The organism is Caulobacter sp. FV2ps19, from assembly GCF_058681035.1.
The window spans coordinates 3,501,720-3,525,379 of record NZ_CM178729.1; the positions used below are offsets into that span (position 1 = coordinate 3,501,720).

At 66.6% G+C, this 23,660-nt stretch carries 24 protein-coding genes; 16 read left to right on the forward strand and 8 right to left on the reverse strand.

Annotated features, from left to right (window positions below; all coding sequences use genetic code 11):
• Positions 1–215: 215 nt before the first annotated feature.
• From ACW18B_RS16610 to ACW18B_RS16640, 7 genes are all read left to right on the forward strand, one after another.
• Positions 216–881 (forward strand): nucleotide-binding protein, encoded by a 666-nt coding sequence (locus ACW18B_RS16610; protein WP_492048119.1) that lies wholly within the window; start codon positions 216–218, stop codon positions 879–881.
• Positions 882–989: 108 nt separating this feature from the next.
• Positions 990–1,706 carry a nucleotide-binding protein gene (locus ACW18B_RS16615; RefSeq protein WP_492048120.1) on the forward strand — a complete coding sequence of 239 codons (717 nt, stop codon included), beginning with the start codon at positions 990–992 and terminating at the stop codon, positions 1,704–1,706.
• A 244-nt stretch (positions 1,707–1,950) separates the two neighbouring features.
• A complete protein-coding gene (locus ACW18B_RS16620; protein ID WP_492048121.1) occupies positions 1,951–3,153 on the forward strand; it encodes a pyridoxal phosphate-dependent aminotransferase in 1,203 nt (400 codons plus the stop codon).
• 155 nt (positions 3,154–3,308) lie between these two features.
• Positions 3,309–3,455 (forward strand): hypothetical protein, encoded by a 147-nt coding sequence (locus ACW18B_RS16625; RefSeq protein WP_492048122.1) that lies wholly within the window; start codon positions 3,309–3,311, stop codon positions 3,453–3,455.
• A 10-nt stretch (positions 3,456–3,465) separates the two neighbouring features.
• Positions 3,466–3,726 (forward strand): hypothetical protein, encoded by a 261-nt coding sequence (locus tag ACW18B_RS16630; protein WP_492048123.1) that lies wholly within the window; start codon positions 3,466–3,468, stop codon positions 3,724–3,726.
• Positions 3,727–3,793: 67 nt separating this feature from the next.
• Entirely contained in the window at positions 3,794–3,964 is a 171-nt protein-coding gene (locus tag ACW18B_RS16635) for a hypothetical protein (RefSeq protein WP_492048124.1), read from the forward strand.
• A 113-nt stretch (positions 3,965–4,077) separates the two neighbouring features.
• Positions 4,078–5,151, forward strand: a complete 1,074-nt coding sequence (locus ACW18B_RS16640; RefSeq protein WP_492048125.1) for a sensor histidine kinase — start codon at positions 4,078–4,080, stop codon at positions 5,149–5,151.
• Positions 5,152–5,163: 12 nt separating this feature from the next.
• Here the strand turns inward: ACW18B_RS16640 and ACW18B_RS16645 are convergent, their stop codons facing one another.
• Positions 5,164–5,799 carry a glutathione S-transferase family protein gene (locus ACW18B_RS16645; RefSeq protein WP_492048126.1) on the reverse strand — a complete coding sequence of 212 codons (636 nt, stop codon included), beginning with the start codon at positions 5,797–5,799 and terminating at the stop codon, positions 5,164–5,166.
• A gap of 137 nt (positions 5,800–5,936) precedes the next feature.
• On the opposite strand from ACW18B_RS16645, the gene ACW18B_RS16650 reads away from it, so the two are divergent.
• From ACW18B_RS16650 to ACW18B_RS16660, 3 genes are read left to right on the forward strand one after another with little or no spacing between them, the layout of a single operon-like run.
• The gene (locus ACW18B_RS16650; protein ID WP_492048127.1) at positions 5,937–6,521 is read left to right on the forward strand and encodes a glutathione S-transferase family protein; all 585 of its coding nucleotides are present in this window, start codon (positions 5,937–5,939) and stop codon (positions 6,519–6,521) included.
• A gap of 17 nt (positions 6,522–6,538) precedes the next feature.
• Positions 6,539–7,447, forward strand: coding sequence for a DUF6807 family protein (locus ACW18B_RS16655; RefSeq protein WP_492048128.1), 909 nt, complete (start codon positions 6,539–6,541; stop codon positions 7,445–7,447).
• A 44-nt stretch (positions 7,448–7,491) separates the two neighbouring features.
• Positions 7,492–7,668: a DUF4169 family protein gene (locus tag ACW18B_RS16660; protein ID WP_492048129.1), complete on the forward strand. Its 177-nt coding sequence runs from the start codon at positions 7,492–7,494 to the stop codon at positions 7,666–7,668.
• Between the two features lie 6 nt (positions 7,669–7,674).
• Here the strand turns inward: ACW18B_RS16660 and ACW18B_RS16665 are convergent, their stop codons facing one another.
• Both ACW18B_RS16665 and ACW18B_RS16670 read right to left on the reverse strand, forming a co-directional pair.
• Positions 7,675–8,679 (reverse strand): alginate O-acetyltransferase AlgX-related protein, encoded by a 1,005-nt coding sequence (locus ACW18B_RS16665; RefSeq protein ID WP_492048130.1) that lies wholly within the window; start codon positions 8,677–8,679, stop codon positions 7,675–7,677.
• Complete coding sequence (locus tag ACW18B_RS16670; protein WP_492048131.1) at positions 8,676–9,332, reverse strand: acyltransferase; 657 nt, start codon at positions 9,330–9,332, stop codon at positions 8,676–8,678. The genes ACW18B_RS16665 and ACW18B_RS16670 overlap by 4 nt, the downstream gene beginning before the upstream one ends.
• A 228-nt stretch (positions 9,333–9,560) precedes the next feature.
• On the opposite strand from ACW18B_RS16670, the gene ACW18B_RS16675 reads away from it, so the two are divergent.
• The 4 genes from ACW18B_RS16675 (at position 9,561) to ACW18B_RS16690 (ending at position 14,426) form a co-directional block, all read left to right on the forward strand.
• Positions 9,561–9,809: a ribbon-helix-helix domain-containing protein gene (locus tag ACW18B_RS16675; RefSeq protein ID WP_492048132.1), complete on the forward strand. Its 249-nt coding sequence runs from the start codon at positions 9,561–9,563 to the stop codon at positions 9,807–9,809.
• Between the two features lie 394 nt (positions 9,810–10,203).
• Positions 10,204–12,591, forward strand: coding sequence for an ATP-dependent helicase (locus ACW18B_RS16680; RefSeq protein WP_492048133.1), 2,388 nt, complete (start codon positions 10,204–10,206; stop codon positions 12,589–12,591).
• A gap of 437 nt (positions 12,592–13,028) precedes the next feature.
• Complete coding sequence (locus ACW18B_RS16685; RefSeq protein WP_492048134.1) at positions 13,029–13,487, forward strand: hypothetical protein; 459 nt, start codon at positions 13,029–13,031, stop codon at positions 13,485–13,487.
• A gap of 72 nt (positions 13,488–13,559) precedes the next feature.
• Positions 13,560–14,426 (forward strand): 50S ribosomal protein L11 methyltransferase, encoded by an 867-nt coding sequence (locus ACW18B_RS16690; protein ID WP_492048135.1) that lies wholly within the window; start codon positions 13,560–13,562, stop codon positions 14,424–14,426.
• 48 nt (positions 14,427–14,474) lie between these two features.
• Here the strand turns inward: ACW18B_RS16690 and ACW18B_RS16695 are convergent, their stop codons facing one another.
• Positions 14,475–14,924, reverse strand: a complete 450-nt coding sequence (locus ACW18B_RS16695) for a carbonic anhydrase (RefSeq protein WP_492048136.1) — start codon at positions 14,922–14,924, stop codon at positions 14,475–14,477.
• 251 nt (positions 14,925–15,175) lie between these two features.
• On the opposite strand from ACW18B_RS16695, the gene ACW18B_RS16700 reads away from it, so the two are divergent.
• On the forward strand, positions 15,176–16,987 hold the full coding sequence (locus ACW18B_RS16700) for an aminopeptidase P family protein (protein ID WP_492048137.1): 1,812 nt from the start codon (positions 15,176–15,178) through the stop codon (positions 16,985–16,987).
• Between the two features lie 118 nt (positions 16,988–17,105).
• On the opposite strand, the gene ACW18B_RS16705 is transcribed toward ACW18B_RS16700, so the two are convergent.
• The 3 genes from ACW18B_RS16705 to ligA all read right to left on the reverse strand — a co-directional run bounded on the left by ACW18B_RS16705 (position 17,106) and on the right by ligA (position 20,602).
• Positions 17,106–17,525, reverse strand: a complete 420-nt coding sequence (locus tag ACW18B_RS16705; protein WP_492048138.1) for a DUF2147 domain-containing protein — start codon at positions 17,523–17,525, stop codon at positions 17,106–17,108.
• Positions 17,526–17,645: 120 nt separating this feature from the next.
• The gene (locus tag ACW18B_RS16710) at positions 17,646–18,254 is read right to left on the reverse strand and encodes a 3'-5' exonuclease (protein ID WP_492048139.1); all 609 of its coding nucleotides are present in this window, start codon (positions 18,252–18,254) and stop codon (positions 17,646–17,648) included.
• Entirely contained in the window at positions 18,251–20,602 is a 2,352-nt protein-coding gene (gene ligA / locus ACW18B_RS16715; RefSeq protein WP_492048140.1) for an NAD-dependent DNA ligase LigA, read from the reverse strand. The genes ACW18B_RS16710 and ligA overlap by 4 nt, the downstream gene beginning before the upstream one ends.
• Before the next feature lie 108 nt (positions 20,603–20,710).
• On the opposite strand from ligA, the gene ACW18B_RS16720 reads away from it, so the two are divergent.
• Positions 20,711–21,883, forward strand: a complete 1,173-nt coding sequence (locus tag ACW18B_RS16720; protein ID WP_492048141.1) for an acyltransferase family protein — start codon at positions 20,711–20,713, stop codon at positions 21,881–21,883.
• Here the strand turns inward: ACW18B_RS16720 and recN are convergent.
• Positions 21,876–23,573 carry a DNA repair protein RecN gene (gene recN, locus ACW18B_RS16725; RefSeq protein ID WP_492048142.1) on the reverse strand — a complete coding sequence of 566 codons (1,698 nt, stop codon included), beginning with the start codon at positions 23,571–23,573 and terminating at the stop codon, positions 21,876–21,878. The two genes, ACW18B_RS16720 and recN, sit on opposite strands and share 8 nt — an antisense overlap.
• Between the last annotated feature and the right edge of the window lie 87 nt (positions 23,574–23,660).

Sequence of the window (23,660 nt, forward strand, 5' to 3'; positions counted from 1 at the left end):
CCTGCCTCGCCCAACGGCGCCTGCGGGTCAAGCACGCGAGCAGCCGCCAGCGCCTCATCTGCGGGCGCATTAGCCACGTTAGAGTCCCTATCTCTTGATTTTGAAGGGCCCGCACTCGCCCGTGGCGACAATTCGTTTGCCAAAACTTTCATATTACAGCGTTACTTATCCACAGGCCGGTGGGGCAAAAAACCGCGTCTGAACTGGAGTAAGCCGTGAAAACTGTCGCTTTGGTGTCCCGCAAGGGGGGGGCCGGCAAGACCACGCTGGCGGTCAATCTGGCTATCACCGCCCATCTCGCCGGATTCAAGACCATACTGGCCGATATCGATCCGCAGCGCTCGGCGACGGACGCCCTGAAGGCCCGCGTCGTCCCAGGCCCCATGGTTATGGATATCAACGCCGGAAAGCTGTTCCAGACCAAGGTTCACGCCCAGAATTCCGGCATTGACCTGCTGTTTGTCGACACCCCCGCCGCGCCTGAGACTGACGTCCTGCAAGCCGTCCAGTGCGCGGACCTGTGCATCCTGGTTTGCCGCCCCACCTTTCTGGACATTGCCTCAGTGGCGCGCTCGACCGAGGCGGTGCGGCGATTGGGAAAGCCGGGCATCATCGTGCTGAACCAGGCGCCGGCCAAACGGCTGGGCGAGGAACCGACGACGGTGCTGCAGGCGGTTCAGGCCCTGCGGTTCTGCGGCCTGCCCATCGCGCCGATCGGGCTGAGGGCGAGGTCCGCCTATCAGCACGCCATCGCCCGGGGTCTATCGGCCTGCGAATGGGCGCCGGGTGATCCCGCAAGCCAGGAAATTCAGCGACTGTGGGGTCACATCGAGACCCTGGCGCTCAGCACCCAGGACGTCCGACAAACCCAAGCCAACTGACACGGGCCGCGCCAGGATAGCCTGGCGCTGCGCAGTCGTGGAGGTTGTGTTTTCGTTTACCCCTTTTCGGTACCGTCAGTATGCTGCCGAGGTGCAGGCAGCTGAGAAATGGGGTGCACCAAAGGGCGGGGGCGTAGGCGAACAGTGAAAACCGTTACTGTGCTTTCAAGAAAAGGGGGTTCGGGCAAGACAACACTTGCAGTGAACCTGGCCATAACAGCTTACCTTCAAGGCCATAAGGTTATGCTGGCGGATATCGATCCGCAGAGATCGGCGTCACACGCCCTTCGAGCCCGAAAGACCCCCGGTCCAGTTCTGGCCGAAAGCTGCGCCGGCAAACTCTTCCACGCCCAGTCCGCCGCCATGCGAGACGGCATGGAGTGGCTGATCATCGATACCCCGGCGGCGCCGGAGAGCGACGTCGCCCAGGCGATCAATATTTCGGATCTCTGCCTTGTGATCGGCAGACCCTCCTTTCTGGATCTGGCTTCGATCGTGCGCACCGCCGACGCGGTTCGGCGCCTTGGACGGGACGGCATGGTGATCCTCAACCAGGCGCACACCAATCGCGCCGAGGTCGGTCCGGTGGCCTATCCGGACGTGATGGAGGCGTTGAAGCTCTGCGGCCTGCCCTTGTCGCCTTACGGCCTGCGGTCCCGCGAAGCGTTTCAACGCGCGATCGCCCAGGGACAGTCCGTCAGCGAATGGAATCCCGGTGGTCCGGCTGACGCCGACCTTCGCCGTCTCTGGAGCCACGTGCAGTCCAGCGTCTTCGGCGGCGCTCAGGTGTCGGAGTCTACGCCGCTGAGGGCGCGAGCCGGCTGATCCCTGGCGCGCTAGGGCGACCGAAATCTGATCGGACCGACAACAGGATCGGGCGGTCTGCCCCGCCGTAAATGGTAGCGCTCCCCCCGAAAGCGGGATGATGCGAGCGACGGCGTTCCCCTGCGCCTGTCGCCGAAAGGTCTCACACGCCTCAAGAGCGGCTCGCCTGCGTTGCGCCGCAGCAAGCAGAGGCGTAAAGACCGCCGCAATCCTGAAAACCGGTTTCCCAGGGGAGTCCCAAGATATGTCGCTCGAGTCCGCCGCCCTGCGGCGCATCGCACCGTCGGCCACCATCGCCATCAGCGCCAAGGCGCGCGCTCTGAAGGCCGCCGGTCGTGATATCATCGCCCTTTCCGCGGGCGAGCCGGACTTCGACACCCCGGACAATATCAAGGAAGCCGCGATCACGGCGATCCGCGCCGGCAAGACAAAGTACACCGACCCCGACGGCATGCCCGAGCTGAAGGCCGCGATCTGCGCCAAGTTCAAGCGCGAGAACGGCCTCGACTACAAGCCCAGCCAGGTCCACGTCGCCCCGGGCGGCAAGCCGGTGATCTATAACGCCCTGGTCGCAACCCTGAACGCCGGCGACGAAGTGATCATCCCCGCCCCTTACTGGGTGTCGTATCCCGACATGGTCCTGCTGGCCGGCGGAACGCCCGTGGCGGTCGAGACCACCGCCGAAAGCGGCTTCAAGCTGACGCCGGAAGCCCTGGAAAAGGTGATCACGCCCAAGTCCAAGTGGCTGATCATCAACAGCCCGTCCAACCCCTCGGGCGGCGCCTATACGCGCGCCGAGCTGCAGTCGATCGCCGATGTCCTGCTACGCCACCCGAAGGTCTGGGTGCTGACCGACGACATGTACGAGCACCTGGTGTTCGACGACTTCGAATTCACCACCATCGCCCAGGTCGAGCCCAAGCTCTATGACCGGACCCTGACGATGAACGGCGTGTCGAAGGCCTATGCCATGACCGGCTGGCGGATCGGCTATGCGGCCGGTCCCGAGCCGCTGATCAAGGCCATGGCCAAGATGATCAGCCAGACGACCTCCAACCCCTCGTCCATCTCGCAATGGGCGGCGCTGGAAGCGCTGAACGGCACGCAGGACTTCATCAAGCCCAACGCCAAGCTGTTCCAGGAACGTCGTGATCTGGTGGTGTCGATGCTGAACCAGGCGAGCGGCATCCACTGCCCGACCCCGGAAGGCGCCTTCTACGTCTATCCGTCCTGCGCCGGCCTGATCGGCAAGACCGCCCCCAGCGGCAAGGTCATTTCGAGCGATGAGGACTTCGCCGTCGAATTGCTGGAAACCGAAGGCGTGGCCGTGGTCCACGGCGCGGCGTTCGGCCTGTCGCCGTTCTTCCGCATCAGCTACGCCACCAGCAACGAGATTCTGGAAGACGCCTGCTCGCGCATCCAGCGCTTCTGCGGCAACGTGAAATAGCAAGACCGTACGGGAGGCCGCAAAGACCTTCCGGACGTTTCGTCCCACCGCGGCGGAAGGCTATCCTTCCGTCCCGTCATAAAATCGCAACCCTTGCCGCGCGAAGCGCGCTAAGGGAACGCCGTCGCGCTTTGAGCGACCAAAGGAGGTCTTAAATGGCGCGTACCCCGAACTATTCCTTCGAACGTCAAGAACGTGATCGTCAAAAGGCCCGCAAGGCTGCTGAAAAGGCCGCCGAAAAGGCCGCCGCCAAGCAGCAACAGGCTTCCGAAAACCCGCCTCCCCCGACCGACGATCAGTGAAAGACCGCTAGTGCCCACCCTGACCATGTACAATCACGAGACGGTGCCGCTGGACGGTGAGCACTTCTCGGACTGCGAGTTTCGTGGCTGCCGCCTGGTCTATGCCGGCGGTCCCTCGCCGACGTTCGACAACTGCCGCTTCGAGGATTGCGAGTGGAAGTTCGATGACGCCGCCGAACGCACCCTGGCGCACCTGAAGCTGGTGTGGAACCAGGGCGGCAAGGCCCCGGTCCAGGCGTTGATCAAGGAAATCACCGGCGGCGGACGCTAAACGCGGAGCCTTCGCATCGGTGGCGGGTTTCAGGTCTGTGACTCTGTCCTGATCGAGCCAAACCAAGATGCGAAGCGCGCAAGACTGCCTGACCATAGCCGATGATCTGGATCGTCAGGCTTCGGAGTGTGAGACGCCCTTCTTCCGGGCGGAGCTCATTGCGATGGGCAAGATCTGGCGCGATCTGGCGATACAGGCGCTTTGGCAAGATCGCTATACGGTCAAACCGATCGCCTGAGTCACACAGGTCACGACATCATTCCGGAAAGCGCGTAGAGCTGAACGATCGGCATCCATCCGCTGCCGTCCGCGCGCCCATCGTCGCGTCGAGGATTGGATCAAATCCCGCCGATGAAGCAATCGACACCCGGACCTGAAGACGCCCAGACTCTGGCCCAGGCCATTGTCGACACGATCCATGAGCCGCTTCTGGTTCTGGACGAACGCTTCAACGTTCTGGCGGCAAGTCGCTCATTCTACGAGATTTTTCAGGTCGACCCTCAGCACACCCTGGGTTGCCCGCTGTTCGCCCTGGGCGATGGTCAGTGGGATATCCCGGCCTTGCGCACCCTGCTCGAGACAATCATCCCCGAACACACCGCGATGGACGGGTTCGAGGTGGATCACGACTTCCCGGGTCTGGGACGCCGCACGATGCTGCTCAATGCGCGGAAGGTGGTCTACACCGCCAGCACAAACGCCACGATCCTGCTGGCCTTCACCGACATCACGGCCCGCCGCCTGATCGAGCGGGAAAAGGCGGATCTCCTCGAAAAAGCCGAGGAACTTCTGCGGCAAAAGCAGACGCTGCTGCAGGAAATGCAACATCGCGTCGCCAACAGCCTGCAGATCATCGCCAGCATCCTGATGCTCAAAGCGCGGGGCGTCACCTCGGAGGAAACCCGCTTCCATCTGAAGGACGCCCATCAGCGGGTGATCTCGGTGGCCGAGGTGCAATCCCATCTGCATGCCTCGGGCGGCGTCGACCAGATCGAGGTTCGCCCCTACCTGACCAAGCTGTGCAACAGCCTGGCCGCCTCAATGATCAATGCGGATCACCCGATCGCCCTTGATATCGATGCGGACCGCGGGCTGATCGGTTCGGACAAGGCCGTCAGCATCGGCCTGATCGTCACTGAACTGGTGATCAACGCCATCAAGTATGCCTTTCCCATCGACAAGGCGGGCGCCCGCATCACGGTGACCTTCACAAGCGACCTGTGCGACTGGGACCTGAGCGTGGTCGACAACGGGATTGGCAAGGCTGCGAGCGCCGGCTCCAAGGCTCACGGCGGCCTTGGCACAGTCATCGTTCAGGCCCTGGTCAAGCAGTTGGGCGCCAACATGACAGTGGACACGGCCGACGGCATGCGGGTGTCGATTACCCGACGCGACGCCCCACCCAGCATCGACAAGGCCGCCTAGCGCGTAGACCGGCTAGCCGTCGATCCAGTCTGTCAGGCCTTCACGGACATGCACCTCGCGCAGCGCAGGGCGCGACCGCATGCGATCGACATAAGACTTCAGGTTCGGCCAATCCGTCGCGGGCCGGGGCATGTTGCGGCTCCAGCGGCAGAGAATCGTCGCCAGCAGATCCACGGTGGAGAAGCGCTCGCCCACCAGGAACTCACGATCGGCCAGGCGAGCGTCAAGGCGCGACATCCCCGCCTCGATGCGCGCCCGGGCGCAGGCCTGGGCGGCGTCGCTGTTCTGAACGCCGGCGACCTCCTGCGGATAGAACCAGGCGCGGAAGGCCGGCTGCAGGCCGTTGGCCAGCCAGAAGCTCCAGCTCAGATAGGCGGCGCGATCCGGCGATCCGACGGCCGGGGCCAAACCCGCCTGGCCATGCCGTTCGGCCAGCAGGGTGGCGATCGCCGCCATCTCGGTCACCGGCGCGCCGTCCACGATCAAGGTCGGCACAACGCCATCAGGGTTGATCGCCAGATAGGCAGGCGCCTTGTGCTCGCCGGCCTCGAAGTCGAGCATCTGGATCTCGAACGGAACGCCCAGTTCCAACAGCAGCCAATGGATCGCCGTGCCCGCGGTGCTGGGCGAACCATAGAGCTTGTACATGCGAGACCTCAGAGGCTTGAATGGGCGCGTTCGAGCCCTCTTCTCCCCCAAGGTCACGCTGGAGGCAAGGCGCGCGGACCCGGCTTGCCGAAGCAGTTTGTTCCGCTTATGTTCGCGCCCAGATAGAGGAGACGCCCATGCTCACCCTGGTTCACGCACCGCGCTCGCGGTCGACGCGGTTTCTGTGGCTCCTTGAGGAGCTGGGTGCGCCCTATGAGGTGATGATCGTCGATATCCACCGGAGCACGGACGGGTCGGGCGCCCGCGATCCTCGCAACCCGCATCCACACGGCCAGGTGCCAGCCCTGATCGACGACGGCGTGCTGATCACGGAATCCGCCGCGATCGCGCTCTATCTGACCGACAAGTTCCCGGCCGCCGGTCTTGGCCCTCAGGTCGGCGATCCGCTGCGCGGCCCCTATCTCAGCTGGCTGGCCTACTATGCCGGCGTGCTGGAGCCGGCGGTGACCAATCTGTGGAAGCAGCGCCAGGACGACGAGGACAAGGCCCTCTATCAGGCGCTGGACGATCGCCTACGCACCACCCTGGAAAGTTCGCCCTGGCTGTTGGGCGAGGCCTTTTCGGCCGCCGACATGCTGTTTGTCAGTTTGCTGCAGTTCGCCCGCCAGATGCTGCCGCCCCATGCGGTCTATGACGACTGGCTGGCCCGCGCCAATGCCCGCCCCGCCCTCGCCCGGGCCCTCTCCAGGGACGCCGCCTGATGGCGCGGCGCGTGCGCATGGCGGCCTTCATTGCGGCGCTCGCGCTGCTGGGCCCCGCGACCTTGGCCCATGCCGATCCCGCGATCGGCGCGCGGGTCGATGCGGTGCTGGCTGACGACGCCGTGACGATCACCGAGGCGGGCAAGACGGTGCTGGTCTATCGCACCAAGCCCCTCGACCCGGCCAACGCGCCAGGACGGCTGAACTATGTCCACCCGCTCTATGCGCCGGACGGAACGGTGCTGACGGAAGACCAGCCCGCCGATCACCTGCACCAGCGCGGGGTGTTCTGGAGCTGGCATCAGGTGCTGGTGAACGGCAAGCGCGTCGCCGACGGCTGGTTCATGAAGGGCCTGACGTTCCACGTGCGGGAAAAGCGTTTCAAGGGCGACGCCCAGGGCGGCGGGACCCTGACGGTCAATGCCGACTGGATCGTCACCTCGGGGCCGGAGCTGGACTATGTGGCGCGCGAAACCACCCGCGTCAGGGTCTATCCGCTGAAGGATGGCGCCCGGCGGATCGACTTCGACACCCTGATCACCTCGCGGGTCGACGCGCTGGGCCTGGGCGGAAGCGATGACGCCAAGGGCTATGGCGGGTTCTCGATCCGGCTGATCCGACCCGATCACCTGGCGTTCGCCTCGGGCGGCAAGGCCGTCACGCCCACCGACACCGCCCTGGACGCGGGCCCGTCCATGGGCTTTGCCTGGCCCGCCGAAACCGGTTCGCCCGCCTGGACCGTGGGCCTGACCTGCAAGGCCAATGACCAGCCGATCAAGACCTGGGTCCTGCGCAAATCGCTATCGATGCAGAACTGCGTCTTCCCGGGCCGAGCGCCCTATGAGATCAAGAAGGGCGAGACCTTGCGCCTGCGCGAGACTCTGATCATCCGACCGTCGACCGCGCCCAACCCGAAGACGTCCTGACCCAGAGCCCCCGCCCCAAAGACGCCAACCCAGAGACGCTGACCATGGCCGAGATCCTCAATCTGAACCAGGCGCGCAAGGCCAAGGCCAAGGCCGAAGACAAGACCCGCGCGGCCGAGAACCGGGCCAAGTTCGGCCGGGCCAAGGCTGACAAGGCGCTGGACGCCGCCCGCGCCGACAAGCTGCGCCGCGACCTCGACGGGGCCAAGCGCGAGGACTGACGGCGCCTATTTCAGATGGCGGTTGATCGCCACCGAATACGGATAGGTCGCCAGGAACCGCTCGGCGACGAGATGCAGGATCACGTCCGGCTGTTCGCGATCGATCAGTTCGCCGATGACGTCGCCGTCGTGCCAGACGAAGACTGACCGCGAAAAATGCTCCGCCAGGAGATCGATGCTGAGCGTGGCGGTCGAATCCCGGAAGATCAGGGCGCGGGGCAGGCTCTTGTCATCCTGCTCCAGGATGATCGTTTCGCGCCCTCCGCCGCCAGGCATGTAGTCGGCCGGCGTGGCCACCACCCTCGCCTTGCGCTTGGGCTGCGGCAGAACGTGCATGATGGTGACCTCCAGCATGGCGCCGCTCCGCCCCAGGACCGCATCGAGCTCGAACTCGGCCTTGGCCGCCTCGGGCAACTGGACAAAAACATCGCCTTCCATGCCGGCGATGTGGTGCTTGAGTTCGCCAAAGGCGATGGGCGGCCCGACGGCCGCGCCCCGCGCCGCCAGCGCCAGGATGGATTCACGATAGAGGTGATAGCCGCCCAGCCAGTTGACGTGGGTGTCGCCCCGAAAATAGAGCAGGCCGAACCGCTTCAAGACCTCGAAACGCTCCGCCAGATACACCACCGCTTGGGGGAACATCCGCGCCATGGCCATGGCGGGTCGCTCCGGGCTCAGCGGCAGTTCGGCCAGGCCCGCCGGCAGCCACTCGGCATAGACCACGCTTTTTTCGGGACAGATCACCATCTGATAGCAGTGATCGCGCAGCACGCGGCTCCGTTCCGTCAGAAGCCCCTGAACCGCCGCCCCCTGAGCCGGCGTCCAGCGCTGCACGCCAAACTGCCAGCCGAGGAAGTCGTTGGTGTCGTTGATCAGGAACACCCAGCCGCCCGCGGCGGCGAGGCCCTTCGCGCCGTCCTGACCGAACTTGATCGCCTTCAGAACGGCTTCGGCGGCGCCGCTCGTGACGGGTCCGTCATCGCGCCCCTCATCCCCCTTCGGCGGCATCAAGACTTGCCCCAGCCCAGGCGTTGACGCCACCCGGGCGCCGTCTTGGCGACGGCGCGACTGCGCTCGACCACCGGATCGTCAAAATTACGCTGCCAGATCACGTTCTCGCGGACAATCCGGGCCGGCGAGCCCACGGCGACGACGCTTTCCGGCAAGGCGCCGACGACGGTCGAACTGGCCCCGACCACGGCGCCGGCGCCAATCCGGGCCCCTTTCAGCACCAGCACCCGCTGACCCAGCCAGACATGGTCGCCGATGATGATGGACCGGGCGGGATTGATGCGCTCCAGCGTATCGCCATCGTAGATCGGATGCATGTCGCTGACGTCCATATGGATATCGGTCGAGAACAGGCAGTCCTCGCCGATCAGGATCTCGCCCGTCTCGTGCATCGAAATGCCCACCGCGCCAAAGGTGGTCCCCGCCCCGATACGAATGACGCCGCCTTCCCCGCGAACGACGCGGATCATGCCCTCAATGATGCACCCATCGCCGATCTCGACAACCGTTCCGGTCCCTTGCAGCCATAGGCTGGCGTTGAGAACGACGTTCTTGCCGACGCGCAAGGTGTTGCGTTCGCCCTGGATGACCACGCGCCCTTGAGGCTCGCTCTGCAGCTCCAAAACTGTGCCGTCTACGGCATGTTCGATCACTCTGTGCCCCATTGTGACGGACTATCGCGCGGTCTTGTACGCCCGCGCTCGGTGACCTGACTATAGTGGGAGACGGGCCATGCAAAGCACGCAGCGGCGCGAGCGGGCAGGTCTGGCGCGCCGCCCCCCTTGGGAAGCCTTTGCGCGACGGGGCGCATCAGGCATCCTCCGGTCGGATCCGAGACGAAGACGCAGCGTCAGCGACGATCAGGAGGCGATCAGCCGGCTATGGGCAGTCTGAAGAAGCGATCGGTCAATCTGGCGGGTCACGCCACCTCGCTGGCGTTGGAACACGAGTTCTGGGCCGTGCTGGAGACCGCCGCCCAGGCCGACGCCCTGAGCCTGGCCGCCCTGATCCAGCGGATCGACAGCGGCCGGGGCGACCGTCCCCTTGCCTCGGCCTGCCGGGTCTTCGCGCTCAAGCGCGCAGCGCTGGGTCAGCCGGGATTGGGTGAAGCCGGCAGCGGAACCGGCTGAGGCTCGGGCATCGTCCGAGAGGGAACGGTCGGGGTCTTGAAATCGAGGCCCGGCGAAAGACCGGTCATCCCGCCCAGACGCCAGGCCATCCAAAGGGTCAGAGCCACGACCCCGATGACCAGGGCAGCCGTCCAAACTCCGAAGCCGCCTCGCGGCGATCGTGCCGATTTCACGGTCATCGTCCGCGATCGCGAGCGGCTGAAAGCTTGACGGTGGCGACGATCACCACCGGCCCGCTGACCGTGGCCGCCCGGCCGAACCGGCCGCTTCTGGAGTACTGAGCCATGCTGGCCTCCCGCGATTGATCTTTCAGATCAACGATGGTCCGCCATGGCGGTTCCCTAATCGCCGCCGAGGGGCTTAAGCCGGCGAGCGTTCGTGCTACATATGTTCCATGTCTTCAGGCTTCGACTCGCGCCCTCCTCAGGGCGACCTTCCCTCCCCGCGCATCTCCGATCTGGCCCGGCCTCGCGGTCCGGCCGGCGGCGCGACCGACTATCTTGAAGGGTTGAACCCCGAGCAGCGCGAGGCCGTGGAAACCACCGAGGGTCCGGTTCTGGTCCTGGCCGGCGCCGGCACCGGCAAGACCCGGGTTCTGACCACCCGCCTTGCCCACATCCTGACCACCGGTCGCGCCCGTCCCTGGGAACTTCTGGCCGTCACCTTCACCAACAAGGCCGCCCGCGAGATGCGCGAGCGGATCACCCATATCATCGGCCCGCAGGCCGAGGATCTGCGCTGGCTGGGCACCTTCCACTCGGTCGCCGCCCAGATCCTGCGCCGCCACGCCGAACTGGTGGGCCTGAAGTCCAGCTTCACCATCATCGACAACGACGATCAGGAGCGCCTGCTCAAGCAGCTGATCGAGGCCGCCAACATCGACGCCAAGCGCTGGACGCCCAAGATCCTGGCCGGCCTGATCGATCACTGGAAGAACCGTGGCTGGACGCCCGATCGCCTGCCCCCGGCCGAGGGCGGCGAGTTCGCCGGCGGAAAGGGCGCCACCCTCTATCGGCAGTATCAGGAGCGGATGCGGATCCTCAACGCCTGCGATTTCGGCGATCTGCTGCTGCACAACATCACCATCTTCACCAGCCACCCGGACGTCCTGACCGACTACCAGACCCGCTTCAAATACGTGCTGGTCGACGAGTATCAGGACACCAATATCGCCCAGTACCTGTGGCTGCGCCTGCTGGCCCAGGGACGGCAGAACGTGTGCTGCGTCGGCGACGACGACCAGTCGATCTATGGCTGGCGCGGGGCCGAGGTCGACAACATCCTGCGGTTCGAGCGCGACTTCCCGGGCGCCAAGGTGGTTCGCCTGGAGCGCAATTATCGGTCCACGGAACATATCCTGGCCGCGGCCTCGGGCCTGATCACCGCCAACAAGGACCGCCTGGGCAAGACCCTGTGGACCGAGGCCATGGGCGGCGAAAAGGTCAAGGTCAGCGGCGTCTGGGACGGCGAGGCCGAGAGCCGGATGGTCGCCGACGAGATCGAGAAGGCCAAGCGGGCCGGTCGCAAGTTCACCCAGATGGCCATTCTGGTGCGCGCCAGCTTCCAGATGCGCGCCTTCGAAGAGCGCTTCGTGATGCTGCAGATCCCCTACAAGGTGGTCGGCGGCCCGCGCTTCTTCGAACGGGCCGAGATCCGCGACGCCCACGCCTATCTGCGCCTGATCCAGTCGCCCGACGATGATCTGGCCTTCGAGCGCATCGTCAACACGCCCAAGCGCGGCATCGGCGACACCTCGGTGCAGAAGCTTCTGCACATCGCCCGGGCCGAAAGCCTGCCGGCGGTGGAGTCCGCTCGCGTCCTGGTCGGCAGCGACGAGCTTCCGGCCCGCACCCGCACGGCGCTGTCCAACTTCCTGCGCGATCTGGATCGCTGGCGGGCCCTGGCCCAGACCATGCCGCATCAGCGGGTGCTGGAAGCGGTGCTGGAAGAGAGCGGCTATACTGACGCCCTGCGCCTCGACAAGGGCCCCACCAGCCAGACGCGGCTGGAAAACCTCAAGGAGCTCGTCCAGTCGATGAGCGCCTTCGACACCCTGGAAAGCTATCTGGAGCACGTGTCGCTGGTCATGGACCTCGACAAGGGTTCCAGCGACGACTCGGTCTGGATCATGACCCTGCACGCGGCCAAGGGCCTGGAGTTCCCGCTGGTCTTCCTTCCCGGCTGGGAAGAAGGCGTGTTCCCCAGCCAGCGCAGCATGGACGACAAGGGGACCAAGGGCCTCGAGGAAGAGCGGCGTCTGGCCTATGTGGGCATCACCCGGGCCCGCGAAGAGGCCCGGATCAGCTTCGTGGCCAACCGGCAGGTCTATGGCCGCTGGACCAGCCAGCTGCCCAGCCGCTTCGTCGACGAACTGCCCCTGGCCCATGTCGAGGCGGCGTCCGAGACCGGCTATTACGGTGGCGGTCCCGGCATGCAGCAGACGGCGGCCTCGCGTTGGGATGACACCGGACAAAGCTCGTTTGGCGGCTCGGGCTATGACAGCCCCGGCTGGAAACGGGCCCAGGACCGCGTCGCCGCCCCGTCGTGGAGCAAGCCGCGCACCGGCGGATCTGGCGGGCGTTCCGCCCCGATCGAGGGCGAAGGCCGGCTGGTGGCGGTGTCGGCCAGCTCGGCCGCCAGCGCCTACAAGCGCGGCGACAGGGTGTTCCACGTCAAGTTCGGTTACGGCAAGGTCTCGGCCGTCGAGGGCAACAAGCTGTCGGTTTCGTTCGACAAGGCCGGCGACAAGAAGGTCATCGACAGTTTCGTCGAGAAGGCGTGACGGTCGGGCTCCGCTCAACGTCTTCGTCACTTGCCCCCTACTGACCGCTGACGCGGTCATCTTCCCCCTAAGGGGGAGGGCTATCGCATATGGGTTGCTGACGGACCCAAGCCTTTAACAAACTCAAAAATCTTGCCTTCCTGGGCCTTGTGCCCAGGACCCATGTTTGAGGCAGGCTTTGATTTGGGCGCTATTCGCGGCTGAACGGCCCGTAACACCGACCCAAGTCCGCATCGGCGGCGCCATGGGTCCTGGGCACAAGGCCCAGGAAGGCTGGGTCTTTTAGCGCCAGATCCATATGCGATAGCCCTGGCCTCCGGGGGGGAAGACGGCTTCGTAGCAGCCCGTAGGGGGCCAGCGCCCTCGGCCGGGACAGGCGAAGAAGGATTTCCCTCGCCCCGATCGAACGAAATCGCGCGCCAGGCGCTATCAGCGTCATGGACATCGACCTCCAGCCCCTGAAGACCTTCGTCCTGTCCCGGCCGGTGGCTTACGGCGCGCCCACGGCCGCCGTGTTGGGCGTGATCCTGGGCCTGATGATCCGCGTGGGCCCCCAGACGTCCCCCTCGGTCAGCATGGAACCCTATGCCGGCAGGCCTGCTGTTGAGGAAACCGCCGAGCCCATCTCGCTGCCGGCAGGGAAGATCCCGGACTATATGGTCGGGACCGACTTCGTCGCCTCCGCTCAAAAACGCCCGATCGAGCCTGCCGACTATGTTTACGAAGCCCGGACGATCGAGCCCCAAGAGGTCGAACCTCCGGCCCCGACCGTGATTTCCGTCGCGAACCCGGCGCGCGCGCCTCGCGACGAGACGCGATGGGCGTCCACCCGGGGCGATATTCTGGACGTTCGCTTGCCTGAAGACATTGCCGTCCCGTCCCAGTTTCAGGACTGATTTCGGCGCTCCGCGCCGCTTGGATCATCGCCAAGGCTCGCCTTTCGGCTCCGAGATGGCTACTGGAGCGGCATGACCGACTATACGCCCCAACAGATCGTGGCTCGTGGCCCCCGCGCCGACGCCGAAGCCGCCGCCGAAGCCATCGATAGCGATGTCGCGCTGGAAGGCGCCACCTACTCGATCCTGGAAGAGGACGAGGACAAGAACATCTGGCGGATCGACGCCTTCCCCACCACCCAGGCCGAGTCCGACGGCCTCAACCGGGTCCTGGCCGGCTTCAAGGTCAAAGTGACCACCGAGGTCCTGGCCGACGCCGACTGGCTGGCCATGGCGCTGTCGGGCCTGCCGCCGGTCAAGGCCGGCCGGTTCTTCGTCTATGGCATGCATGATCGCGGCCGCCTGCCGGCCAGCACGGTCAATCTGCGCATCGAGGCCGGCGCCGCCTTCGGCACGGGTCACCACGGCACCACGGTGGGCTGCCTGCAGGCCTATGACCGCCTGATCAAGGCGCGAAAGTTCAAGAAGGTGCTGGATGTCGGAGCCGGCACGGGCCTGCTGGCCATCGCCGCCGCCCGCACCGGCAGCAAGCTGGCCGTGGGCACCGACATCGACCGTCCCAGCGTGCGGATCGCGCGCGAGAACGCCAAGGTCAACCAGGCGAACGCCAGGTTCGTCCACGCCTCGGGCCTGGGCGATCGCCTGGTAGCCGACAACGCGCCCTATGATCTGGTGTTCGCCAATATCCTGGCCCGACCGCTGATCAGCCTGGCCCAGGACATCAAGCGCGCCCTGGTTCCGGGCGGCACGGTGATCCTGTCGGGCCTGCTGCGCACCCAGGAGCGGATGGTCAAGGCGGCCTATCTGTCGCGCGGCTTCCGCGTGAAGAGCCGCATTCACCGCGACGCCTGGGCGACGCTGGTGCTGCAACGCCCCTGAGACTTCAAGACCGTCCCGATCCGCATAGAGGATCGGGACAGTCTGACGTCAGGCGATGTCCTCGACCTTTCCGTCCAGAGACATCAAGCCCAGCTCGACCTCCAAATGCTCGTGGCGATGCTTGATCTCCGTGCGCAGGGCGTGAAGCGCCTTGGCATGCACGGCCAGTTCCATTTCAGGGGTAGCGACGGCGTCTGACCCAAGGATCACCTTGTAGGCGCCGCAATCACGGTGATCGAGCACCATGACCTTGTGGATGGCGTGCAAGCTAATGGCCACATCCAGATGGCTCCAGAAGGTCTCTCCCCAGCTGGGATATTTGTCCGTAAGCGCGCCCAGCGAAGCTCCGGCCAGAACAACGTGGTCGTATTTGTTTCGCAGTCCGCGCCCGTCCATATAGGTTTCCGTCTCGTCGATGAGACGATAGTCCATGCACGTGAGGAGCAGCATGTCAGTGTGACCGCGCGCGCGGGCGACGCTTGGCGCCAGGGTCGACATCAGACTGACTCCACCGCCCAAGGCGATCAATCCAAACGCTTGTCTGCGGGACAACCCCGATATCGTCGAGGAACAACAGCTCTTCATAAGGGTCTCTCCCAAAGCCAGGATCGCTCGTCCCAGCGCCTAGCTCCACAGTTGCAGGCGCCGCCCACGCTCGCTATGCGACCCGCCGCCGCACAATGTCGGTATTTCAGGAACAAGCCGGAGCGCGCTTGGTCTTTCGGAGTGCAGGCTCTAAATCTTGCGCTATGCGCCAGTCCTTCGATGAATCCACCGACCCGTCCTTTGGCCCCCGCCACGTTCCGCTGATCCGCGCCGCCATGGCCCGCCAGGGTCTGGATGGCTTCCTCGTGCCGCACGAGGACGAGCACCAGAACGAATACCTGCCCGCCGCCAATGATCGCCTGGCCTGGGCCAGCGGCTTCACCGGCAGCGCCGGAGCCGGGGTGATCCTCAGCGACCGCGCCGCCGTGTTCGTCGACGGCCGCTATACGCTTCAAGTTCGCGAGCAGATCGATCAGGGCGTGTTCGAGATCCGCGACCTCGTCGAGGGCGGTGTCCCCGCCTATCTGGAAACCGCCAAGGCCGGCGCGGTGATCGGCTATGACGCGCGCCTGCACAGCCCCCAGGCCCTGGACAGCCTCAAGGCCGCCGCCGCCAAGGCCGGCGCCCAGCTCAAGCCCGTCGTGACCAATCCGCTGGACGAGGCCTGGGGCGCCCAGCGCCCCGCCCAGCCCGCCGCGCCGATCGTGCCGCAACCGGTGGAGTATGCCGGCGAAGACTCCGCCTCCAAGCGCGGCCGCGTGGGCGTGGGCCTCAAGGCCCTCGGCGCCGACGCCGCCGTGATCACCGCCCCGGCCTCGATCGCCTGGCTGTTCAATGTGCGCGGCGGCGACGTCATCCGCTCGCCCCTGCCGCTGTCGCAGGCCATCGTCAACGCCGACGGTACGGCCCGGGTGTTCATTGATCCGGCCAAGGTCACCGACGAGCTTCCCGCCTGGCTGGGCAATCAGGTGTCGCTGGAAACCCCGGACGCCCTGGACGGCGCCCTGGCGGACTTGGCCGGCAAGGCCGTCCTGGTCGACCCGAGCCAATCCTCAGCCTGGTATTTCGACACCCTGGTCGCCGCCGGCGCCAAGGTGGTGCGCGGCATGGATCCCTGCACCCTGCCCCGCGCCTGCAAGAACGCCGTCGAGATCGAGGGCACGCGCGAGGCGCACCGCCGCGACGGCGCGGCCCTGACCCGCTTCCTGCACTGGCTGGCCACCGAGGGGCAGATCAACCCGCCGGACGAAAAGGAAGCCGTCGCCAAGCTGGAAGGCTTCCGCGAAGCCACCGGCGTGCTCAAGGACCTGTCGTTCGACACCATCGGCGCGGCCAATGGCCATGGCGCCCTGCCGCACTATCATCCGACCGAGCGCAGCAACCAGCGCGCGGCCCTGGGCTCGCTGCTGCTGGTCGACAGCGGCGGCCAATATCTGGACGGCACCACCGACGTCACCCGCACGGTGGCGATCGGCCAGCCCTCGGCCGAGATGATCCAGCGCAACACCCTGGTGCTGAAGGGCCACCTGGCCATCGCCCGCCTGCGATTCCCGGCCGGCACCACCGGCTCGGCCATCGACGCCTTCGCCCGCGCCGCGCTTTGGGCTCACGGCCTGGACTATGATCACGGCACCGGCCATGGCGTCGGCGTCTATCTGGGCGTCCACGAAGGCCCGCAGAGGATCAGCAAGGCGCCCAACACCATCGCCCTGCAGCCCGGCATGATCGTCTCCAACGAGCCCGGCTTCTACAAGGACGGCGAATACGGCATCCGCATCGAAAATCTGGAAGTGGTCATGCCGGCCGAGGACATCGCGGGGGGCGAGCGCCCGATGCATCGCTTCGAGGCCCTGACCCTGGCCCCGATCGACCGCCGCCTGGTCGACAAGGCCCTGCTGTCGGCCGAAGAGATCGCCCAATTCGACGCCTATCACGCCCGGGTGCTGCGCGAGATCGGCCCGCGGGTTGAGCCTGAAGTGCGGGCCTGGATGGAACAGGCCTGCGCGGCGCTTTAAACGCGACTGGCCCCTCCTGGCTGCTTCGCAGCCGTCCTCCCCCGTAGGGGGAAGACGAGATCATCTTCCCCCTACGGGGGAGGAGCGCCGCAGGCGCGGAGGGGGCAAGTGCTCGCCTCTACCTCACCCGGTTCCACACCTGGGTCTTGCACAGCGGCGCGACGATACAGCCCTTCAGCTTCAGCTGGTTGTCGCCGAGCATCTCGATCGTGCCCGAATAGGTGCCGCCGTCGTCGGGGTTATAGACCTTGCCGCCAGTCCACTTGGTGGGGCCGCCGGTGAAGTCATACAGCATCTGAAGGTTCTTGAGCGTGCGGCCGCGCTGGCCTGCGTCCTTGTTCCTGGCGTCCTTGACGCTCGGATCGTCCTTGATGTGCTGGGACGTCACCAGCTTGCCGCACAGGCCGGGACCGCAGCGGCTGATTTCCACCTGGCCTCCATTGGTCGGCGTGGCCCACAGGCCCGTAACGTCGGCGGCCAGGGCCGGGCTGGCCACCGCGCCCAAGGCAGCGACGGCGATCAAGGTGGCTCGGAACATGCTCAACTCCCTATAGGTTCGCTTCAATTGCGCGCTTGACCGCACGGTTGCGTCATTCGCGCAGTTGGGACAAGCGCCGCGGCGAAAACGAGGCGCGAATTCCGATTAGGGCGTTCCGCTTCACGCGCGGGCGCGACGCAAGCTGACCGCGCCGCGTGGCGGCGTATAGCCGTCAGGGTGCAGACGTCCCGGGGTCATGCCCAGGCAGCTCGGCAGATCACGAACATGCGCCAGGCTGTTGAGCGCGGTCGCCGCCAGCGCCACCCGCCCGCAGGCATAGGCGTCGGCCGCTGCGTCGTGGTGGGCGAAATCGACGCTGAGATGGCCACAGACCACGTTGAGCTTGTGCGACGGCAAGTCTGGCCAAGCGCCCCGCGCCACCTGCACCGTGCACAGATAGTCGAAGCTGGGCGATCGCACGCCATAGTGCTCGCAGGTCCGGCGGATGACGCTGATGTCGAACGAGGCGTTGTGCGCCAGGATCAGCGCGCCTTCAAGCTCGGGTCGCAGGCGATCCAGAAGGCTCGGAAACTCGTCGGCGTCCTCGACATGCTCGGGCCGGATGCCGTGGAACGCCATGTTGAACTTCGCAAACCGCATGCCCGGCGGGCGGATATAGTGGTGCTCGATCCGCGCCACCTCGCCATCCTCGATCCACGCCAGACCCATCGAGCAAGGGCTGGCCCGCGTCTCGTTGGCGGTCTCGAAGTCGATGGCGATGACCTTCATGTGGCGACCATCGCCAACCACGCGTCCTCAGTCATGACCTGAATGCCCAGCTCGGTGGCGGTCTTCAGCTTGGAGCCCGCCCCTGGCCCGGCCACGACAAGATCGGTCTTTTTGGATACCGACGACGCGACCTTGGCGCCCAGGGCCTCGGCCTGGGCCTTGGCCTCGTCGCGGGTCATCTTCTCCAGCGCCCCGGTAAACACCACGGTCTTGCCGGCCACGGCGGTGTCAGACTTTGGCTTGGCGACAGCCTGGATATCCAGCTCGCCAACAAGATTGGCGACCTTTTCCCGATTGTGCGCCTCGGTGAAGAAGCGCCCCAGCGACTGGGCGGCGACCGGGCCGACACCATCGATCGCGGCGAGATTGAGATAGGCCTCGCCCGGCGCGCCGGTCGCGGCCTCGACCAGAGCGGCCGCGAAGGCGTCCCAGGTCGCATAGCGCTCAGCCAGGGCCGCGCGGGCCGGCTTGGTCAGCTTGGGGACGGCATGGCCGATCTTGATGTCCAGACTGGCGGCCTCGGGCCACGGATCAGCCTTCAGCCCGCCGTTGCCGGCCTCGACCAGCAGATCCAGGGCCTTGGGCCCGACGCCGGGCGCAGTGGACAGTTCCAGATAGGTCGCGGTCGGCAGAGCGTTGGCCGCGAGGGTGGCCGCGTCCTGCAAATCCGCGAAACGGTCGAAATGACGGGCCAGAACGGTCGAGGTCGTCTCGCCGATGTCGCGAATGCCCAGGCCATAGATCAAACGGTCCAGGCCGATGGTTCGCCGCGCCTCGACGCCCTTGACCAGATTGGCCACCGAGGTCTCGCCATAGCCGTCCCGCGTGCGCAGGGCGTCAAGCTTGGCCTCGTCCTTGACCAGCCGGAAGATATCGGCGGGCTCCTTGATCCAGCCTTCGTCGAAAAAGGCCTGCAGCTGCTTCTCGCCCAGCCCCTCGATGTCGAAGGCGCGGCGCGACACGAAGTGGCGCAGGTGCTCGACGCGCTGGAACGGACAGGCGAACTCGCCGGTGCAGCGGCGCACCACCGACTCCGCCCCCGAGGCATTGGTCTCGCGGGCCAGGGGCGTCTTCAGCGGACAAGGGCAATGGGTCGGAAAGACGAAGGGCTCGGGCGCGGGATCAGGCCGCGCGTCCAGGGCCACCTCGACAATCTGGGGGATGACGTCGCCGGCCCTCTGGATGACCACGGTATCGCCAATCCGCACGTCCAGCCGGGCGATCTCATCGCCATTGTGCAAGGTGGCGTTGGTCACCGAGACCCCGCCCACCGTCACCGGCTTGAGCCGCGCCACCGGGGTGATCGCGCCGGTGCGGCCCACCTGCAGGTCGATGGCCTCCAGAATCGTGCGGGCCTTCTGGGCGGGGAACTTGCGGGCGATGGCCCAGCGCGGCGAGCGCGAGACGAAGCCCAGGCGCTTCTGCAGTTCAAGGTCATCGACCTTGTAGACCACCCCGTCGATGTCGAAGCCGAGCTTGGGCCGCAGGATCTCGAACTCGGCATAAACGTCCAGCAGGCCCTGAGCGTTCTCGACCTGGCGGGCCGGCGGGGCCGTGGTGACGAACCCCCACAACTCCAGCTTGGCCAGGGCCTCCCACTGGCTGCCCGCGAAGCTGTCGCTGACCAGGCCCCAGGCATAGCCGAAGAACCGCAGCGGCCTCTGGGCGCTGATCTTGGGGTCGATCTGGCGCAGCGAACCGGCGGCGAAGTTGCGGGGATTGGCGTAGGTGCGCTGGCCGGCCTCTTCCGCCGCGGTGTTGAAGGCGGCGAAGGCTGCGAGCTCGACATAGACCTCGCCGCGCACCTCGATGACATCGGGCCAGCCTGAGCCTTTCAGGCGATGCGGAATATCGGCGATGGTGCGCAGATTGGCAGTGACGTCCTCGCCCGTCCGGCCGTCGCCCCGCGTCGCCCCCTGGACCAGTACGCCCTTCTCATAGCGCAGCGAGGCCGACAGGCCATCGATCTTGGGCTCGGCCGTGTAGGCCAGTGGCTCATGAGCCGACAGACGCAGGAAGCGCCGAACGCGGGCGTCGAACTCGGTGGCCTCCTCGTCAGAGAAGGCGTTATCGAGACTGAGCATCGGCACGCCGTGCTCGACCGGTGAGAACTGTTCGGAGCGCGCAGCGCCCACTTGGACAGACGGCGAGTTCTCGCGCACCAGATGCGGAAAGCGGGCCTCGATCTCGAGATTGCGACGCTTGAGGGCGTCGTACTCGGCGTCGGTGATCGTCGGCGCGTCCTGCTGGTGATAGCGCAGGTCGTGGGCGGCCAGTTCGTCGGCCAACAGCGCCAGTTCGTCGGCGGCGTCTGTCTCGGAAAGGTCGGCGACGGCGGTCGGGGTCACGGGCGAATCCGGCTCGAGGAGGTCAGGTCCCGGTTTTAACCGATGCCGACCCAAAACGCTCCTGCTGGCGCGCGGCTTGCTGACAGATCCGGGAAACTGGAGATCGGCATGTCGAACGTCGCCAAAACGTCCCGCAATGAGCCATGCGTTAAGGCGCGGGACCTCTCGCGCGGCGGCCCGCTGGACGCCCTGCGCTTCTTCGCGGCCTTCTTCATGGTGGTCTATCACTATGCCAACCAGGCGCCGGTAAGCCTGTTCCAGATCCATCCGGCGCTGGGACGCGGCTATCTGGCCACCGACTTCTTCCTGATGCTGTCGGGCTATGTGCTGGGCCGGGCCTATGGCGACCGGGTCGCCCAACGCCAGATCGGCGACCGTGAATTCCTGCTCAAGCGCATCGCGCGCGTGTGGCCGTCCCACCTGGTCATGCTGGCCGGCTTTGTCGCGCTGGTGCTGATCACCGGTCTGGTCGGGATCGCGCCGCAAAACCCGCAGTGGTTCCAGGGGTCGCAATTGCCCGCCCAGATCCTGCTGGTTCAGGCCTGGGGCTTTGACGGCCCGTCGGGCTGGAACACCCCGACCTGGACCCTGTCGGCCCTGATCTTCTGCTATGCCGCCTTCCCGCTGCTGTGGCGCGGCTTTGCCGCCATCCGCTCGCCGTGGATCGCCCTGGCCGTGGGCCTGACGATCTTCGCGGCCGTGGACATGATCTGCCGCCAGACCCTCGGCCAGCCGTCCTATCACCTGCCGCTGAAGTACGGCGTCATCCGCGCCCTGCCGCTGTTCCTAATCGGCGCCCTGATCGCCCGCCTGGGTCGCGAGGTCGTGATCAGCGCCCGCATGGCAGATGGCCTGGGCGCAGCCGCTGTCGCCGGCTTTGTCGCGCTACAGATGGTCGGTCCGTTCGACTATGCGAGCCTGGCGCTGCTCGGCGCGCTGATCTTCGCGGCCGGCGCCTCGGCACGGAAGGACTGGGGCTGGGCCAGGGCGGCGGGCCGTATCGCCTTCTCGCTCTATCTGACCAACCAGTTCGTCAGCGTGACCTGGTTTGGCGCGCAGCATCTGGCGGCCAGCAAGCTGGGTCTGAGCGACGGCGCCCTGTGGCTGACCTGGGCCTTGGCCTTCCCGGCCGCCGTGGTCTTCGCCGCCCTGTTCGAGCGTTTCGTCGACGGCCCGCTGCAGGCCTGGGTCAAGCCGCGCGTCAGCATCGCCGGCCTGAAGGCGATGTTCCGCACCAGCCCGACGATGTGGGCCAAGCGCAAGCTGTCTTCGGCTAGCTGATCAGCGCCCGGGCTGCGGCCCGGGCGGCTTCCGTGACCTCGGCGCCCGACAGCATGCGGGCGATCTCTTCCTCGCGCTGGGCGGGCGATAACGGCTCGACCCGGGTGCGGATCGACTGATCATCGCCGGACTTGGCGATCCGCCAATGGGTGTCGCTGCGCGCGGCCACCTGGGCTGAGTGGGTGACCACCAGGACCTGGGCGTTCTGGGCCAGGCGCTTGAGCCGCAGGCCCACGGCGTCGGCTACCGCGCCGCCGACGCCCTGATCGACCTCGTCGAAGATCATCAGCGGCTGAGGCCCCGCCCCGCGCCCCGCCAGCGCCGCCTTCAGCGCCAGGGCGAAGCGGGCCAGTTCGCCGCCCGAGGCGATGGCCTCCATCGGTCCGAACGGCGCGCCGGGGTTAGTCGCGATCTCGAAGGCGACGCGGTCCATGCCGGTGGGGCCTACCCGATCTTCAGGCAGAGGCTCGACCGCGACCCGGAACCGGGCCTTCTCCAGCTTCAACGGCGCCAGTTCGGCCTCAACGGCCAGGGCCAGACGGTCGCCGGCGGCTCGGCGCTCGGCCGACAGCGCCTCGGCGGCGAAGACATAGCCGTCGCGGGCCGAGGCGGCTTCTTCCTCAGCGGCCTTGAGCGCCTCGCCCGAGGTTTCGATGGCCTGCAGCCGCGCGGCGAACTCGGCGCGCACGGACGGCAGGTTTTCGGTGGCGACGCTCAGCTTGCGGGCCATGGCGCGCAGAGCGAACAGACGCTCCTCGGTCTTTTCCAGGCGATCGGGCTCGAACTCGAAGGTCTCGGCGACGGAGTCGATGGCGGCGCTGGCTTCCTGCGCCTCGACCAGGGCGCGGTCGACCGCGTCGCAAGCGGCGGTCAGACGCGTCATGGCCAGCCCGTCGGCGGGCGCGCCGGCGTGCAAAGCGCGCTCGCGGGCGCGTTCCAGGGCGCGAAAGGCCTGGGCCAGCTTGCCCGACAGCGCGTCGCCGCCCAGAGCGTCCTGGGCCGAGGCGATGTCGGCCAGGGCCTTCTCGGCCGAGCCCAGCAAGGCCCGCTCCTCGGCGAGAGCCGTTTCCTCGCCCTCGCGAGGGTCCAGCCGGTCCAGCTCGGACAGGCGCAGGGTCAGTTCCTCGGTCTCGGCGGCGGCCTGATTGGCGAGCGCGCGCAGGGCTTCGGCCTTTTCGCGCGCCGCCCGCCAGCCGCTCCAGGCCGAGGCGACGGCCGACACGGCGACGCCGCCGAAGGCGTCCAGCAGGGTGCGATGGGTGCGGGAGTCCAGCAGACCGACCGTCTCGTGCTGGCCATGCACCTCGAGCAGAAGGGCGCCCAGATCCTTGAGCACCCCGACGCTGGTGGCCTGGTCGTTGACGAAGGCCCGCGATCGACCGTCGGGCGACAGCTGGCGACGCAGGACCAGGTCCTCGTCGCGGCCATAGTCCAGGCCCTTCTCGTCCAGATAGGCAAAGGCGGGATGGTCGGCGGCCAGGGCGAAGATGGCGGTGGCCGAGGCCTGGCCAGAAGCCCCGCGCCGCACCAGGCCGGCGTCGGCGCGCGCGCCGGTCGCCAGGCCCAGGGCGTCGAGGATGATGGACTTGCCCGCCCCGGTTTCACCGGTCAGGGCGGTAAGGCCCGGCCCTATGGCCAGGTCCAGGCTCTCGATGAGCACGACGTCGCGGATGGAGAGACCGATCAGCATGTCGTGCAGGATCGCCGGGAATCACGATTTCTCAAAGCGCTCAGACGCTCTGATGTTCAGGATGTGTTCCGCGCCCTCGCAAAGGCC

What these genes read in the sequence shown, in the direction of transcription:
- ACW18B_RS16615 (WP_492048120.1), top strand. Translation starts at nt 990, where the DNA reads ATGGGGTGCACCAAAGGGCGGGGGCGTAGGCGAACAGTGAAAACCGTT.
- recN (WP_492048142.1), bottom strand. Translation starts at nt 23,573, where the DNA reads ATGCTGATCGGTCTCTCCATCCGCGACGTCGTGCTCATCGAGAGCCTG.
- ACW18B_RS16640 (WP_492048125.1), top strand. Translation starts at nt 4,078, where the DNA reads ATGAAGCAATCGACACCCGGACCTGAAGACGCCCAGACTCTGGCCCAG.
- ACW18B_RS16660 (WP_492048129.1), top strand. Translation starts at nt 7,492, where the DNA reads ATGGCCGAGATCCTCAATCTGAACCAGGCGCGCAAGGCCAAGGCCAAG.
- ACW18B_RS16650 (WP_492048127.1), top strand. Translation starts at nt 5,937, where the DNA reads ATGCTCACCCTGGTTCACGCACCGCGCTCGCGGTCGACGCGGTTTCTG.
- ACW18B_RS16685 (WP_492048134.1), top strand. Translation starts at nt 13,029, where the DNA reads ATGGACATCGACCTCCAGCCCCTGAAGACCTTCGTCCTGTCCCGGCCG.
- ACW18B_RS16655 (WP_492048128.1), top strand. Translation starts at nt 6,539, where the DNA reads ATGGCGGCCTTCATTGCGGCGCTCGCGCTGCTGGGCCCCGCGACCTTG.
- ACW18B_RS16690 (WP_492048135.1), top strand. Translation starts at nt 13,560, where the DNA reads ATGACCGACTATACGCCCCAACAGATCGTGGCTCGTGGCCCCCGCGCC.
- ACW18B_RS16705 (WP_492048138.1), bottom strand. Translation starts at nt 17,525, where the DNA reads ATGTTCCGAGCCACCTTGATCGCCGTCGCTGCCTTGGGCGCGGTGGCC.
- ACW18B_RS16680 (WP_492048133.1), top strand. Translation starts at nt 10,204, where the DNA reads ATGTCTTCAGGCTTCGACTCGCGCCCTCCTCAGGGCGACCTTCCCTCC.
- ACW18B_RS16700 (WP_492048137.1), top strand. Translation starts at nt 15,176, where the DNA reads ATGCGCCAGTCCTTCGATGAATCCACCGACCCGTCCTTTGGCCCCCGC.
- ACW18B_RS16625 (WP_492048122.1), top strand. Translation starts at nt 3,309, where the DNA reads ATGGCGCGTACCCCGAACTATTCCTTCGAACGTCAAGAACGTGATCGT.
- ACW18B_RS16720 (WP_492048141.1), top strand. Translation starts at nt 20,711, where the DNA reads ATGTCGAACGTCGCCAAAACGTCCCGCAATGAGCCATGCGTTAAGGCG.
- ACW18B_RS16620 (WP_492048121.1), top strand. Translation starts at nt 1,951, where the DNA reads ATGTCGCTCGAGTCCGCCGCCCTGCGGCGCATCGCACCGTCGGCCACC.
- ACW18B_RS16675 (WP_492048132.1), top strand. Translation starts at nt 9,561, where the DNA reads ATGGGCAGTCTGAAGAAGCGATCGGTCAATCTGGCGGGTCACGCCACC.
- ACW18B_RS16710 (WP_492048139.1), bottom strand. Translation starts at nt 18,254, where the DNA reads ATGAAGGTCATCGCCATCGACTTCGAGACCGCCAACGAGACGCGGGCC.
- ACW18B_RS16645 (WP_492048126.1), bottom strand. Translation starts at nt 5,799, where the DNA reads ATGTACAAGCTCTATGGTTCGCCCAGCACCGCGGGCACGGCGATCCAT.
- ACW18B_RS16695 (WP_492048136.1), bottom strand. Translation starts at nt 14,924, where the DNA reads ATGTCGACCCTGGCGCCAAGCGTCGCCCGCGCGCGCGGTCACACTGAC.
- ACW18B_RS16635 (WP_492048124.1), top strand. Translation starts at nt 3,794, where the DNA reads ATGCGAAGCGCGCAAGACTGCCTGACCATAGCCGATGATCTGGATCGT.